We start from the raw sequence: 15352 nt of genomic DNA, 5'->3' as shown, positions 1-15352 counted from the left end.
GTGCCCGCCCGCACGAACCTGGAGGACCCCCGTGCACGACGCCGGAAGCAGCGCGCGCCCGATCGCCACTTCGGCCAACGACGCCTTCCCGGCGGGCCATGCGCCGTCCGCCCCCGGCGACGCGGCGGTGGACCGGGGCAGCCGGTCGCTGTCGATCGCGGCGCTGTTCTTCGTCGCGATGGCCGCCGTGATGGGCTGGGGCGCGAGCTTCGTCGGCCTGCACGAGTACGGGATGCAGTCGATGGCCGGGTTCACCAACGTCACGGCCTGGCTGGTGCCCGCGACGTTCGACGGCGCCGCGTTCGCCTGCACGCTGATGACCTACCGCTCGTCCATCAACGGTCGTTCCGCGGTGCGCGGCCGGATCCTGATGTGGGCGTTCACCGGGGTCAGCTCGTGGATCAACTGGATCCACCAGCCGAGCCAGGAGGCGCAGATCGTCGCGGCCGGGCTGCCGATCGCTGCGGTCGCGGTCTTCGACGTGGTGCTGCTGGAACTGCGCGCCGACTACGAGGCCAAGCACGGGATGCGCGGTTTCCGGCTGCGGCCGGGGCTGCTGGTGCTGCGCTGGATGGTCGACCGCAAGAGCACCAGCGAAGCGTTCCGCAACCAGGTCATCGACATCCCCGTCGAGGAGATCGCGGGCCTCGGCACGCTGTCCCCGCCGGAGGCCCGCCGCGCCGCTGCGCTGCAGGCGTCGTCCGAGGCGCACGCAGCGGGACCGCGGTCCGGCGGCGAACCGGCGGTGCCCGCGCGCGGCGACCGGTTCGCGGGCGATTCCGCCGCGGTTGCGGGAATTTCGCCGGATCGGCAGGAAGAACGCCGGACGGTCGCTCCGGCCGGGAACGAGTTCGGCGGCGCTGCGGAACTGCCCGGCGGGCAACGCGCACCTCGTCCGGACGACGTCGGCACGCTGCCCCATGAGTCCGATGTGGACAGTGGTCGCGGCGATGCCGTGCACGCCCGCGTCCCGGCCTCCACCAGCGCCGCTTCGGTGCGCACGTCCGCGGTTTCGGCCGACTACCCGGCTCCCGGCCGGGACGAGCCGACCAGCGCGAACAGCGACTCCGGCGAGTCCGGATCCGCCGACGACGCTGCGACCGCGCGCAGCGGCCGAGGACCGGCCGCGCAGTCCGGAGGCGAACCGGAAGCGTCGGCGGGCACGAAGGACGTTCCGACCGCGGAAACCGAGCCGCACGCCGCGCGCGCGGTCGCGGCTGCCGCTGCGGCCGGCGCGGACGAGACCGGTTCCGAGGCTCCCGGCTCCGGGACACCCGGCGACGGATCGGCCGAATCCGGCACCACGAGTTCCGGGGCGGCAGGCACCGCCTCGGCCGATCCCGAAACGACCAGCTCGACGGCTCCCGCCTCCGGCAAGGCCACCGCGAACAGCACCGGCGAGGCGAACGGCACCGGAGCGGAACCGTCCACTTCGGACGCAGAAGCCGCCACGGTGACCATGGAGCTGCCCAGCACGACCGGCGGCTCCGGCGAAAAGCCGGGCAACGGCCCGAAGTCGGCGGATCGGCCGGGCAAGGGCTCCGCGGCGTCCAACTCCCGCGCAGGCTCCGGCAAGACCACCGGGGACGCGGCGCCCGCGGACACAGACAAGACCGCTGCGAGCACGGCATCAACCGGCGCGAACGCCGCCGACACCTCCGACGCGGAGAAGACGCTGCAACTGCCCCCGGTCCCGGACGGCCCGATGAGCGACCGGGACAAGCGCTCCGCCGCCCGCAGCGACTATCGCACGTCCCTGGCGGCCGACCAGCCCGTCAAGCCCGCCGAGCTCGGCAAGCGCTACGGCCTGTCGGAAAGCTGGGGCCGCCGCCAGATCAACGCGGTCCGCAAGTCCATGGCCCAGGAACAGGCCCAGGAGCCCGCGGACCTGGTGGGCGCGAACAAGCAGTAGGCGCCGCTTTCCGCTCGCGCCGCCGAGCGCGGCGGCCACCGGATTCCGCTGCGGCGGGCAACCGCCCACGCGCAGCCGCCTCGAAACGCGGCCGGCAGCGCCCCGCCGGTGGTCGTCGCCCGTGCCGCGCCCCGGACCGCTCGGTGAACGACCTCGCAGTCGCCGCTGCCACCGGAATCGGTGGCAGCGCAGCGGCACTTCCGGCAGGCCTGATCGCGAGTCACGCCGCCTCGGACCTCGCTGGAGCGGCCGCCCCGGTGGTTCGAATCCGCCCCGCGCGGACCGCTCGCACCGGACCGCGAAGGCCCCGCGCTGCGTTATCTTCAAAATCGCACGGACACCGCGCCGCGAACTACCGCTTTCGCGAACACGGAATACCCGAACCGCGTGTCCGGCACTACCGCGCAGGTGGACCGATCGGAACGAGAGAGGCTCGCTTGGAACCCGAATTCGTAGAATTCCGCGACGGTGAACAACTCGCTGCCTGGCAGGATTTCCAACTGTCCGGAATGCCGGACATGATCAGCTCGATGAATCTGTGCCACGCCATCTTCGCGCTGGTGGACGGCGGCATCCTGGACAACCTGCGCGCCGGCAAGAAGTCGCCGGACGAAGGACTGCTCGACGGCACGGTGGAAAAGATCGGCGCCGGACTGCTGGACTACCTGGTCCTGCGCGGCGTGCTGGAACGCCGCGCGGACGGATTCGCCCTCACCCGCAAGGGCGAGCTGCTGACCGGCGAGGTCCCGCTGGCCCGGCTCGGGGTCTACCTGGAGTCCTACGGCCCGGTCATGAGCAGGCTCCGCGAGCTGCTGACCGGCGAGGCCGTCTACGGCGAGGACGTGCAGCGCAACGGCGGTCCGCTGGGCAAGCACTCGGCCACCATGTTCTCCGCTTTCCACACCCCGGTGCTGGTGGAGGCCATGCGCGGCCGCGGCGTGCGCAAGATGCTCGACATCGGCTGCGGCGGCGGGAGCCTGCTGGTCGATGCCTGCAAACGCGATCCCGGGCTGACCGGCATCGGGTTGGACATCGACGCCGACGCGATCGGCGAAGCGCAGCGCCTCGCCGCGCGAGAAGGGGTGGACGACCGGCTGGAATTCGTGGTCGGCGATGCGTTCGCTCCGCAGGATTGGCCCGCGGTGTGCGGGACCGCTGACGGGCTGTGCATCGTGAGCGCCTTGCACGAACTCTTCCGGGACGGCGAGCAGGCCGTGGTCGACATGCTCGACGCATACCGGAAAGCGCTGCCGGAGCAGAAGATCCTGCTCGTGGGCGAGCCGGAGATCAAATACGTACCGCGGGACAACGACGACGATTTCTACCTCGTCCACGTGCTGACCGATCAAGGAATTCCCCGGCAACGCGGTGAGTGGCTGGAAGTGTTCGGGAAGACCGAACTGGAATGCCGCCGCGTCTACTCCAGGCCCGGCGCGGGCCCGCCGGTTTGCTTCTACGACCTCGCACCGCGGTAAGCGCGGGCGGCGGTGTCCCGGCAGGATCCGGTTCCTGCCGGGACACCCGTCGTCATGCCAAGCGAGCGGGTGCACCCGCGGTCAACGCCGTGCGGGCGATCTCCGCGAGCGTGCCGGGAAGCTCCGCCTTGCAGCGCACCGCGGGAGGCTCTTGCAGCTCGATCGGCTCTTCGGCGCGGCTCGGCGCCCACTCCGGGTAGAGACCGTTGGCGGCGACGTCGAGATTCACCGCCTGCAACCGCCGCACCAGCTGGGTCACCACCGCGCGCCAGTCGGTGCCGGAGGCGCGCATCGTCAGGAAGGTGCCGTCGTAGAGCGCGCGCAGCATGTCGCGGCCGGCCGCCGGCCCGCGGTGCCCCTGCGCGGATTGCAGCAGGGAAACCCCGGAAGGCACCAACTTGGTCGCGATGCCGTTGTGGATGCGGTCGTTGAGCGCGCACTCCTCCGCCAGCGCCGAGCCCGCGGGCCCGGGCACGTCCACCTTGCCGCGCAGCAGATCACGAACGGGCCGGTAGTCCCTCGCCCAGGAACCGCTCAGGTTCGGATGCTGCCGGAACAGCGTCGAGCGGATCACCCGGCCGTAGACATCCCGCGGGCACGAGCTGGAATACAGCAGCATCTGGGAATAGCCGCGCACGTACAGCCGCGCCCGCCGCACCGCGCCGGAACCGTCCGGCACGTCGGCCATGACACCGGCGAGCAACTGCCAGAGCAGGAAGGTCACCTGGTGCCCGGTGATCCACCGGAACCAGAACAACCGGTCCACCTCGTCGCCGTCCGAGGGCACCAGCCCGGCGAGCACTTCAGGCTCCGGTGCCGTACCGGTCGGCAACCGCTCCGGGTCGTCCGGCAACGTCCGCGCGGACTCGTCCGGGCGGATCCACCGCGGCGGCAGGAACAGCGGCTCCAGCCCGAACGGGATGCCACCGAACCGCCAGGTGTCGTCGGCGGGGATCGCCACGTCCACCCCGGCGGCATCAGTCCAGTCACTCACCAGGGAAGAAGCTGAACTCATATTCCAATCCGTTCACGTCGAAGGCGTAGAAGCTCTGCATCCCGTCGGGATCGGTGTCGATCCCGCTGGCCGGTTCGTCCCGGGCGAAGGTGAATCGCCCGGAGCGGTAAAGCCGCATCCACTTGTCCCGCCACTGCACGAGCGCATCCGGTGAGGCGGCCTGCAGGCACAGGTGCTGGAACTGCTCCGCCTTGGCCGGAACGGTCGAGCGGGTTTCCGGATCGACGTTGAACAGGTGGAACCGCAGTGATCCCGCCTTCAGTTCGGCGAGCCGCGTGATCCCCGGCAGCCGGCTGTGGCTGAGCTCGGAGAACTGCTCCAGCGTCCAGGAGACCTCGCAGCCGAAGAACTCCTGGTACCAGCGGATCGAGTTGTCGAGTTCCGCCGTCTGCACTCCGACGTGGTGAAATCCGCCGATCAGTGCTTGCGCGTCGTCGCGGGCCGCGCCCGCCAAGTCCGAGGACATCGGTACCTCCTGGGATCGGTATCGGTCGCGCGATCACCGGCAGACCGCGTAGGGCTGGCGCCCGCGCGGGCTGGCTGCGGCGAGCAGCAGCTCGTTGTGCAAGTCGGTCCCGACGGCGCACACCTTGCCCATCGAGAATTCGGGCCCCGGTTCGGCGACGTGGCCGCGCCGCCGGAGTTCGTCGAAAACCTCCTGCGAGCAGCCGCTTTCCAGGCTCAGGAAGCCGGGGTGGAACTCGTGCGGGACGAACGAGGACGGCACTTGGCCGGTGCGGAACGTGGGGGCTTCCACGGCGGCTTGCAGGTCCAGGCCGAAATCGATGACGGCGAGGAAGAACTCGAGGGTGTACTGGTCCTGCTGGTCCCCGCCCGGGGTGCCGAAGGCGAGCACCGGGTTTCCCTCGCGCAGCACCACGGTCGGGCTCAACGTGGTGCGCGGTCGCTTGCCCGGTTCCAGCGAATTCGGATGGCCGCCCGCGAGGTGCATGGTCTGCCCGCGGGTGCCGAGCGAGAAGCCGAGTCCGGGGATGACCGGGGAACTCTTCAGCCATCCGCCGCTGGGCACCGCCGCGACCATGTTCCCGTACCGGTCCGCGACCGTAACGCTGCAGGTGTCGTTGCGGGTGTTGCTGAGCTCGACCACGGTCGGCAGCCCGTTGCCCAACTGCCGCAGCCATTCCGCGTCCGCGGCCGGAATCTCCTGCTGCGGCGGGCGTTCCGGCACCCGGGGGACGCGACCGCCCACCGCGCCCGGCCGGAATTCGTGGTTCGCGGACCCGGTCACCAGGCTGCGCCGCCGCTCGTTGTACTCGGCGGACAGCAGCACGTCCATCGGGACGTCGGTGAAGGCCGGATCGCCGTACCACGCCTCGCGGTCGGCGAAGGCCAACTTCGCGCATTCGACGACCGTGTGCAGGTGTTCGGCTCCGTAGGGCGCCATGTCGCCGAGGGGGAAGCCTTCCAGCAGCGCGAGCTGCTGGGCGAACACCGGGCCTTGCGACCAGGGGCCGGGCTTGAACACGTCCACCCCGCGGTACGGCTGGTGCAGCGCACGATCGACCTCCGGCCGCCAGCCCGCGAGATCCTGCCCGGTGAGCAGCCCCGGGTTGCGGCGCCCGGTCGCGTCCAGCACCGGACCGGCGGAGACGAACTTGTCGATCGCTTCCGCCGCGAAGCCTTCGTAGAACGCCCGGTGGGCTGCGCCCAGCTGCTCCTCCCGATCGGCGGAGGCGGCCTCCGCCTCGCCCAGCAACCGCCGGTAGGTCTCGGCCAGCATCGGGTTGCTGAACCGCGAGCCCGCGGGCGGTGCCGCGCCGTGCGGCAGGTAGACCTGTGCCGAGCTGGGCCATTCGGTGTTGAACAGCGGGGACATCGTCTCGATCGCCCGCGCCATCTCCGGCAGGACCGGGAAGCCGGACTCGGCGTAGCCGATCGCCGGCGCGAGCACCTCTGCCAGCCGCTTCGTGCCGAACTCCGCGAGCAGCCGCAGCCAGGCCCCCATCGCTCCAGGCACGCAAGCGGGCAGCAGCCCCGAGCCCGGGATCTGGTCCAGTCCCAGTTCCGCGAACCGCTCGGGCGTCGCGGCCATCGGCATCGGGCCTTGACCGCACACCGCCACGGCGTCCTCGGTCCCGGCCCGGTGCGCGACGATCGAAACATCGCCGCCCGGACCGTTGAAATGCGGCTCGACCACCTGCAGCACGAATCCGGCCGCCACCGCAGCGTCGAAGGCATTCCCCTCCCGCTCCAGAACGGCCATCGCGACTCCCGAGGCCAGCCAATTCGTGGACGCTACCGCGCCATGCGTTCCCCTGAGTTCCGGTCGTGCAAAGTTCACTGGCCCACCGCCGAATCCTTTTGGGCACTGCACAATTCCGCGGCACGAGCTTAATTGACCGGGCAGGGAACCGGGGCGGTGCGCACGCCTGTCTCGCCGGCGAGACAGGAGCGTCCCGCCATCTCCTCGCGCTTTTCCGCGCGCGGGAGAACACCGGACCGCGCCCCGGGCGGACACCGAACGCGCACCACTTCTCGACGCGGCTCGCCTATCGTTGCCGCCATGACGGTCAACTCTGGCAGGCCGGCCGGAAACGATGCCCGCGTCCGGGAGCTGTCCGCGGAACAACGGAAGCTCGTCGAAATGCGGTTGCGGGGGGCTGCGAGCACTTCTGCGCCCGTTCCGGAGATCTCCCCGCGCGATCCGGAAAAGCCGGACGAGGCGTCGTTCGCGCAACGGCGGCTGTGGTTTCTCGAACAACTCGTTCCGCGGTCCGCCATGTACACCGTCGAAAGCCTCTGGCAGATCAACGGCCCCCTCGACACCACGTCGCTGGCGCAGGCGCTGGAACACGTGTGGCGCCGCCACGACGTTCTGCGCACCCGTTTCGCCGACCGCGCCGGAGAACCGCGACCGATCATCGACCCGCCGCACGGCTTCGAGCTGCCGGTCACCGAGGTTCCCGCGGCTTCGATCGGCGAAGCGCGCGAATTCGCCCGGGACGCGGTCGCGCAGGACGCGACGCGCGGATTCGACCTCGTCTCCGGCCCGCTGCTGCGCGCGCACTTGTGGCGCTGGCAGGACGAGTGCCACTTCCTGCAGATCAACCTGCACCACATCATCGTGGACGGCTGGTCGATCCAGGTGCTGTGGGACGAACTCCGTTCGGCGTACCGGGCGTTCTCCCGGGGGGAGACCGACCCGCTGCCGCGGCTGCCGATCCAGTACCCGGATTTCGCCGCGTGGCAGCGCGCCTGGCTGGAAGGCCCGGAGGCGATCCCGCACCTGCGGTACTGGCGCGAAAACCTCGCCGCCGCCCCCGACCCGATCCCCCTGCGCACCGACCACCCGCGCCCGTCGGTCCTAAGCGGACAGGCGGACGAGGTCGGCTACGTGGTCCCCGCCGAGATCACCGATCAGCTCCGCGCGCTGGGCAACGAGCACGGTGCCTCGCTGTTCATGGTGCTGCTGACCGGTTTCGCCGCCGCGCTGTCGCGGTACGGCCCGGGTGGCGACCTCGTCGTCGGAACCCCAGCGGCAGGCCGCTCGACCACCGAACTCGAGCGGCTCATCGGCTTCTTCGTGAACTCGATCCCGCTGCGGTTGCGCTGGGACGGCGACCCGACGTTGCACGAGCTGCTCGAGGTGGTCCGCGAAACCACGCTCGAAGCCCACAGCCACGAGCAGATCCCGTTCGAGCGCATCGTGGAGGAGGTCGCGCCGCGGCGGGAGGCCAACCGCAACCCGCTGTTCCAGATCTGGTTCGACGGCGGCCGCGAGGTCGAACGGCCCGAACTGCCGGGCGCCACCGTCGAACGGCTCGAGACGGGGTTCCGCAACACCCGCTTCGACCTGGAGATGCGGCTGGAAGTGCGGGGCCGCGAACTCGTCGGCTCACTGCTGTACAACACCGACCTGTTCGAGGCGGCAACCGCGCGGCGCCTGGTCGAGAACTACCGCAGCGCGTTGGCGGCACTGGCCCGCAGGCCCGCGGCCGGACTGTCCGAACTGCCCGTCCCCGCCCTGGCGGAGGCCGAGCTGGTCGTGCGCGAGTGGAACCGGACCGGCCACCGGGCCACGCCGACGGCCGACCTGCTCGCCGAGTTCGCCGCGATCGCCGCGCGGCGACCGGAGCTGCCCGCCGTGCGCTGCGGCACGGAGCAGCTCGACTACGCCGAGCTGAACGCGCGCGCGAACCGCCTGGCCGACCTGCTCATCGAGCGCGGCGCGGGGGCCGACGAGGTCGTCGCGCTGGCGGTACCGCGATCCGCCGACGTGGTCGTGGCCATGCTCGCGGTGCTCAAATCGGGCGCCGCGTACCTGCCGCTGGACGTCGACCAACCCGCCGACCGGCTGGCGCTCATGCTCGACGCGACCCGGCCGGTGCTCGCGGTCGGGACCGCCGAGACCGCCGCCGCGCTCCGGCGGAACGAGGCCACGCCGCTGATCGTCCTCGACGACCCTGCTACGCAGCGGGACATCGCCGACCGCCCGGGCACCGATCGCCCCGCGGAAACCGTGCCGGAGCCGCTCGCACGCGACTCGCTGGCCAACGTGATCTACACCTCCGGGTCCACCGGCCGGCCGAAGGGCGTGATGATCACCCGGGCCGGGTTCGGCAACCTGCTGGCGCTGGTGCGCGAGCGGCTCCCGATGGCACCGGGCGACCGGTTCCTCGCCGCGACCACGGTGGCGTTCGACGTCGCGGCGGTGGACATCTTCCTGCCGCTGATCTGCGGCGCCACCCTGGACCTGGTTCCCCGCGGCACGGCGCGGGAACCGTTGCGGCTGGCGGCGCTGGCGGAGTCGGACGTGCCCACGACCATGCAGGCCACCCCTTCCCTGTGGGACGCCCTGCTGGAGGCTTCCCCGGATTCGCTCACCGGCCTGCGGATGATCACCGCCGGGGAGGCGTTGCCCGCCCACCTCGCGCGCAGCATGTGCGAGCGGGGCCGCGCGGTGTTCGACTTCTACGGCCCGAGCGAGACCACGATCTACTCCACCGGTGTCGAGCTGGACCGCGCCGACCCCGCGCCGACCATCGGCGCACCGGTGCGCAACACCGAGGTCTACGTGCTCGACCGGTTCCTGCGGCCGGTCCCGGTCGGCGCGACCGGCGAGCTCCACATCGCGGGCGAAGGCCTCGGCCGCGGGTACCGCGGACAGCCGGAACTGACCGCGGAGCGCTTCGTGGCCTGCCCGTTCGGGCCGCGCGGTGCACGCATGTACCGCACCGGGGACCTGGTCCGGTGGAACCCGGACGGGCGGCTCGAATACCTGGGGCGCAACGATCAGCAGCTCAAGCTGCGGGGCTTCCGGATCGAGCCCGGCGAGCTGGAGTCGGCCTTGGTGGAGCACGGATCGGTGGGTCGCGCCGCGGTCGTACCCCGTGCCGACGCACCGGGCGGGCAGGGACTCGTGGCGTACGTGACCCCGGCTGCGCAAGTGCGCGCGGGACGGGCCGGCACCGACCGCCAGGTCGCGGAGTGGGCCGAGGTCTTCGACTCCGCGTACGCGACCGGCCCGCAGCGCGGCGCGGGCCCGGACGCCGCTGCGGCGTCGGACACCGACGATCCCGAAGACGAGTTCGGCGTGTGGCAGAGCAGCTACACCCGCCGCCCCATCCCCCGCCCGGAAATGCGCGAGTGGGTCGACCGCACGGTCCGGCACGTCCTCGGACGGCAACCCCGGCGGGTGCTCGAGATCGGCGCCGGAACCGGCCTGATCCTCGCCGAGGTCGCCCAGCACTGCGAGTCCTACTGGGCGACCGAGGTTTCCGCCACCGCGTTGCAGCGGCTGCGAGCTCGGGTGCGCGCCGCCCCCGAGCTCGCCGGCGCGGTCGAGCTGCGCCATCAGCCCGCGCACGACACCGGTGGGCTGCCCGAGCGGTACTTCGACGCGGTCGTCATCAACTCCGTGGTGCAGTACTTCCCGAGCGCCGCCTACCTGCTCGAAGTGATCCGCGCCGCGCTGCGGCTGACCGCTCCCGGCGGCTGCGTCCACCTCGGCGACGTGCGCAACCGCGACCTGCTTCCGCTGTTCCACGCGGCGACCAGGGTGGCGCGAGCAGCGGCGGGCGAGGATCCGGGCACCACCCCGGAGCAGGTGGAGCAGGCGATCTCCGCCGAGGAAGAACTCGTCATCTCCCCCGACTTCTTCGCGCTGCTGGAGGAGTCCGAGGGCCTGGCCGGAGTCGACGTGCGGCTGCGCGGCGGCCGGCACGACAACGAGATGACCCGCTACCGCTACGACGTCGTCCTGCACACCCGGCCTACCGCGGTGACGCGCGCGGACGACGCGCCGGAGCACGAGTGGCCGGACGGCGGAATTCCGCACGACGAGGCGGAATCCTGGCTGCGCGGCCTGCTCGCCGACGCTCCCGAGGTGATCCGGGTCAGCGGCGTGCCCAACGCGCGGCTTGCCGCCGACCTGGCCCGCGCCGCGACGCTGTCCACCGGCGAGGTGGCACCAGCGCGCACCGCCCCGGGACTCGAATGGTTCGGCGAAGTGGGCGCCGCGGCCGGCTACGCGGTGGTCGCGAGCTGGTCCGGGACCGGCCCCGAGAAGATCGATGTCATCTTCGCGGACCGCACTCGCACCACCGCGCTGACCGGCACGCACAGACCCGCCCGGCGACCGTCGGCCGACCCGTCCGCACACGCGAACACTCCCCTGGGGTCCCGGGGCGGGATCTCGATCCCCAGGCTGCGGGCGGACCTGGCCGCCGTGCTGCCCGATTACCTGGTGCCCGCTGCCATCGTGGTGCTCGATGATCTCCCGCTGAACCCCAACGGGAAGGTCGACACGGCCGCGCTTCCCGCTCCGCAAGCGCGCACGACGCGGGCGCAACGGCCGCGCACCACCACCGAGTCCGCGCTGTGCACGGTGTTCGCCGAGGTGCTCGGGCTGGCCGAGGTCGGCGTCGAGGACAGCTTCTTCGCACTCGGCGGGCATTCGCTGCTGGCCACCCGGCTGGTGAGCCGCGTCGCCGCGGAACTGGACATCAACTTGACCGCGCGAGCGGTGTTCGACAATCCCACGGTGGCGGGCCTCGCCTCCGCAGTCGCCGACGCGGGTGGCTCGCGCCCCCGGTTGCTGCCCCGGCACCGTCCCCGGCCGCTGCCCACGTCGTACGCCCAACGCCGGTTGTGGTTCATCCACCAGCTCGAAGGCCCCTCGGCCACGTACCACATGGGCGCGGCGCTGCGGCTCACCGGAGCGCTGGATCTCGCGGCGCTGCGCGCCGCGTTCGCCGACGTGGTGGCCCGGCACGAAAGCCTGCGCACCGTGTTCCCGGAGCAGGACGGGGAGCCGGTGCAGCTGGTGCAGCCGCACGCGCAGGCGCCGGTGCGGGTACGGCCGGTCACCGAGGCCGCGCTGCCCGGCGAACTCGCCGCGGCGGCGGGAGAGGGCTTCGACCTGATCGCCGAGCCGCCGATCCGCGCGACGCTGTTCCAGCTCGGGCCGCACGAGTCGGTCCTGCTGATCGTGCTGCACCACATCGCGGGCGATGGCTGGTCGGTGCATCCGCTGACCCGGGATCTCGTGCGCGCTTACCGGGCACGAGCCCGCGGTGCCGCACCGGAGGTGGAGCCGTTGCCGGTGCAGTACGCGGATTACGCGCTGTGGCAGCGCGAAATGCTGGGCTCCGAGGACGATCCCGAATCCGTGCTCGCCCGCGAACTCGCCTACTGGACCGAACGGCTCGCCGGTCTCGCGCCGGAACTCGAACTCGGAGCCGACCGGCCGCGCCCGGCGGTCGCGCAGCACCGGGGCGGCACGGTGCACTTCACCGTCGAGACCGCGGTCGTGGACGAGCTGGAACGGCTCGCGCACGCCGCGAACGCGAGCCTGTTCATGTTCCTGCACACCTGCGCGGCCGCGCTGCTGACCAGGCTCGGTGCCGGAACGGACGTGCCGATCGGCACACCGGTGGCCGGGCGCGCCGACAGCGCGCTCGACGACCTGGTCGGACTGTTCGTGAACACCCTGGTGCTGCGCGCCGACACCGGCGGGGACCCGACTTTCCGGGAGCTGCTCGAACGGATCCGGGCGACCGACCTCGAAGCCTTCGACCACCAGGACGTGCCGTTCGAGCGGTTGGTGGAGGCGCTCAACCCGGACCGGTCCATGGCCCGGCACCCGCTGTTCCAAGTGGCGCTCGCGTTCGAGGAAGGCGCCGCGGAACCGCCGGGCTTTCCGGGGCTGGAAGTCGAGGCCGAGCCGGTGCCGACCGGCACGTCGCGATTCGACCTGACCTTCGCGCTGTCCCGGCGGGGCCCCGGCGGCGAGCTGCGCGGCGGGCTGGAGTACAGCCGCGAGCTGTTCGATCCGGACACCGCGGAGCGGATCGCGAGCCGTTTCGAGCGGCTGTTGCGGGCCGCCGCCCGCGACCCCGATCTCCGGCCGTCCCAGGTGGACCTGCTCGAACCGGCCGAACGCGCCGCCGCGGTCGCCGTGCCGGGCGCGGTCGCCGTGCCGGAGAACTCGATCCCGGCGGTGTTCGAGGAGCGAGCGCGCCGAGCACCGAACGCGATCGCGGTGGACTCCGCGGAGGGCGCGCTGACCTACCGGCGACTGGACGAACGATCGAGCGCGATGGCCTCCGCGCTGCGCGAGCGCGGAGCGGGCCCGGACCGGTACGTGGCGCTCGTGCTCCCGCGCGGGACCGATCTCATCGTCTCGCTGCTGGCGGTGCTCAAGGCCGGGGCGGCTTACGTGCCGGTGGATCCGGAGCACCCGGCCGAGCGGATCCGGTCGTTGATCGCCGATGTCGCCCCCGTGCTGGTGATCAGCGCTGCGGACCCCGGTCTCGGGGTCCCGCACACCTCGGTGCAACAGCTGGAGCGGGCGGGCACCGGGAACGCGCCCGCTGCCCGGCCGCTTCCGGACTCGGCGGCCTACCTGCTGCACACCTCCGGCTCGACGGGACGACCGAAAGGCGTGGTCGTCAGCCATCGCAACGTGCTCAGCCTGCTGGCCGCAGCCGACACCGGGATCGGTTTCCGCCCCGACGACGTGTGGAGCTGGTTCCACTCGATCGCGTTCGACTTCTCCGTCTGGGAGATCTGGGCGCCACTGCTGCACGGAGCGCGCGTGGTCGTGGTGCCCCGGGAAGTCGCCCGCTCCCCCGAGGAGTTCGCCGACCTGCTCGAGCAGCGCGGGGTCACGGTGCTCAACCAGACGCCTTCGGCGTTCGCGCAGCTGACGGCGGCCGTTCGCGACCGAGCCGCGGACGCGCTGCCCGCGTTGCGCTGCGTCGTGTTCGGCGGTGAGGCGTTGGACGCGGGAACGGTCCGGGAGTGGTTGTCCTGGACCGGAACCGCACGGCCACGGCTGGTGAACATGTACGGCATCACCGAGACGACCGTGCACGTGACCTGGCAGGAGCTGACCGCGCAATCCGTGGACGCGCGCCCGCGCGCCATCGGAGACCCGATCCCCGAAGGGGCGGTGTACCTGCTCGACGAACGGCTGGAACCGGTGCCGCTCGGGGTCGTCGGCGAGGCGTACGTGGCCGGAGCCCGGCTCGCCCGCGGCTACCGCGACCAGCCCGGATTGACCGCCGGGAGCTTCGTCGCCTGCCCCTTCGGCCCGCCCGGGACGCGCATGTACCGCACCGGCGACCTGATGCGCCGCACCGGCAGCGGCACGCTGGAATACCTCGGCCGCGCGGACGCCCAGATCAAGGTGCGCGGGTTCCGCGTGGAGCCGGGCGAGGTCGAAGCCGTCCTGGCAGCGCACCCCGAAGTCGCGCGGGCAGTGGTGCGCGCGGACACCGACGCCGGGCACGACCGGCGGCTGCACGCCTACGTCGTCGCGACGAGCGGCGCGGCCCCCGCGCCGGAACAGCTGCGGGCGTTCGCCGCCGCCCGCCTCCCGGCGCACATGGTGCCGTCGACCTGCACCGCGCTGAGCACGCTGCCGCTGACCCGCAACGGCAAGATCGACAGCGCGGCGCTGCCCGCCCCGGCCGCTGCTGCCCGGGCGAGCGGCCGGAGACCGCGCACCACGCGGGAAGAGGTGTTGTGCGGCCTGTTCGCCGAAGTCCTCGGGCTGGGCGAGGTCGGTATCGACGACGGCTTCTTCGAACTCGGCGGCCACTCGCTGCTGATCACTCGCCTGCGCAACCGGATCCGCGAGACGCTGGGCGTCGCGGTGCCGGTCCGGGAGGTGTTCGCGGCCCCCACCGTCGCCGAGCTGTCCGAGCGCATCGACCGGCCGGGCGCTCGCCAAGGGCTGCGCACCCTCCTCCCGCTGCGCTCGACCGGTACCCGGGCACCGCTGTTCTGCGTGCACCCGGCCGCCGGGGTGAGCTGGCGCTACGCCGGCCTGCTGCGGCATCTCGGCCCGGACGTGCCGGTCTACGGCCTGCAGCATCCCGCGTTGTCCGCCGAAGCGGCCGCCGACGGCGAGGTCCCGGGTCTCGCCGAGCTGGTCTCGCATTACCTCCGCCGGATCCGCTCGGTGCAACCGGAGGGGCCGTACCACCTGGTGGGCTGGTCGTTCGGCGGTCTGCTCGCACATCAGATGGCGGCGAGGCTGCGGCAGGACGGGCAGGACGTCGCGGTGCTGGCGATGCTGGACTGCTACCCGCCGGAGCTCACCGCCCGGGTCGATCTGGAGCTGCTGCGGCAGAACTCGGACATCGCGGGCGTGCTGCGGGACCAGTCCGGTGTCGGGTTCGAATTCGACGAGGACGAGCAACGCGCGGTGCACCGGGTGATGCTGGCCAACGCCGAAATCGCCCGCGACTTCGAACCCGTTCCGTTCGACGGCGACATGACCTTCTTCGCCGCGATGCGCGACCAGCGCGCGTTCGGCTGGAGCTCAGCGGACTGGAAACCGTTCGTCACCGGGCGCATCGAATGCCACGAGATCGACTGCGAGCACCTGCACATCATGCACCCCGAGCACCTCGCCGAAATCGGTCCGGCGCTGGACGCGCTCGTTCGGCGCCCGTCCCGCTGATCCCGCGAGCAAAAGAA

General features: G+C 72.0%; 6 protein-coding genes. 3 read left to right on the top strand and 3 right to left on the bottom strand.

From position 1 onward, the window contains the following. Positions 1-31: 31 nt before the first annotated feature. Positions 32-1912 carry a DUF2637 domain-containing protein gene (locus V1457_RS17860; protein ID WP_338595677.1) on the top strand — a complete coding sequence of 627 codons (1881 nt, stop codon included), beginning with the start codon at positions 32-34 and terminating at the stop codon, positions 1910-1912. A 437-nt stretch (positions 1913-2349) separates the two neighbouring features. Further along, entirely contained in the window at positions 2350-3387 is a 1038-nt protein-coding gene (locus V1457_RS17855) for a class I SAM-dependent methyltransferase (protein WP_338595675.1), read from the top strand. Between the two features lie 52 nt (positions 3388-3439). On the opposite strand, the gene V1457_RS17850 is transcribed toward V1457_RS17855, so the two are convergent. The 3 genes from V1457_RS17850 to V1457_RS17840 are packed head-to-tail and all read right to left on the bottom strand — an operon-like array spanning position 3440 to position 6626. Next, positions 3440-4381: an L-tyrosine 3-hydroxylase gene (locus V1457_RS17850; RefSeq protein ID WP_338595673.1), complete on the bottom strand. Its 942-nt coding sequence runs from the start codon at positions 4379-4381 to the stop codon at positions 3440-3442. Continuing rightward, entirely contained in the window at positions 4374-4868 is a 495-nt protein-coding gene (locus V1457_RS17845) for a VOC family protein (RefSeq protein WP_295147929.1), read from the bottom strand. The genes V1457_RS17850 and V1457_RS17845 overlap by 8 nt, the downstream gene beginning before the upstream one ends. Positions 4869-4901: 33 nt before the next feature. Then, positions 4902-6626: a gamma-glutamyltransferase family protein gene (locus tag V1457_RS17840; RefSeq protein WP_407074698.1), complete on the bottom strand. Its 1725-nt coding sequence runs from the start codon at positions 6624-6626 to the stop codon at positions 4902-4904. 300 nt (positions 6627-6926) lie between these two features. Between V1457_RS17840 and V1457_RS17835 the strand changes: the two genes are divergently transcribed. Continuing rightward, on the top strand, positions 6927-15335 hold the full coding sequence (locus V1457_RS17835) for an amino acid adenylation domain-containing protein (protein WP_338595668.1): 8409 nt from the start codon (positions 6927-6929) through the stop codon (positions 15333-15335). The last annotated feature ends 17 nt before the right edge of the window (positions 15336-15352 follow it).

It is taken from the genome of Saccharopolyspora sp. SCSIO 74807 (assembly GCF_037023755.1).
In the GTDB taxonomy this organism is placed as follows: Bacteria; Actinomycetota; Actinomycetes; order Mycobacteriales; family Pseudonocardiaceae; genus Saccharopolyspora_C; species Saccharopolyspora_C galaxeae.
This window is presented reverse-complemented; position numbering and strand designations above follow the sequence as displayed.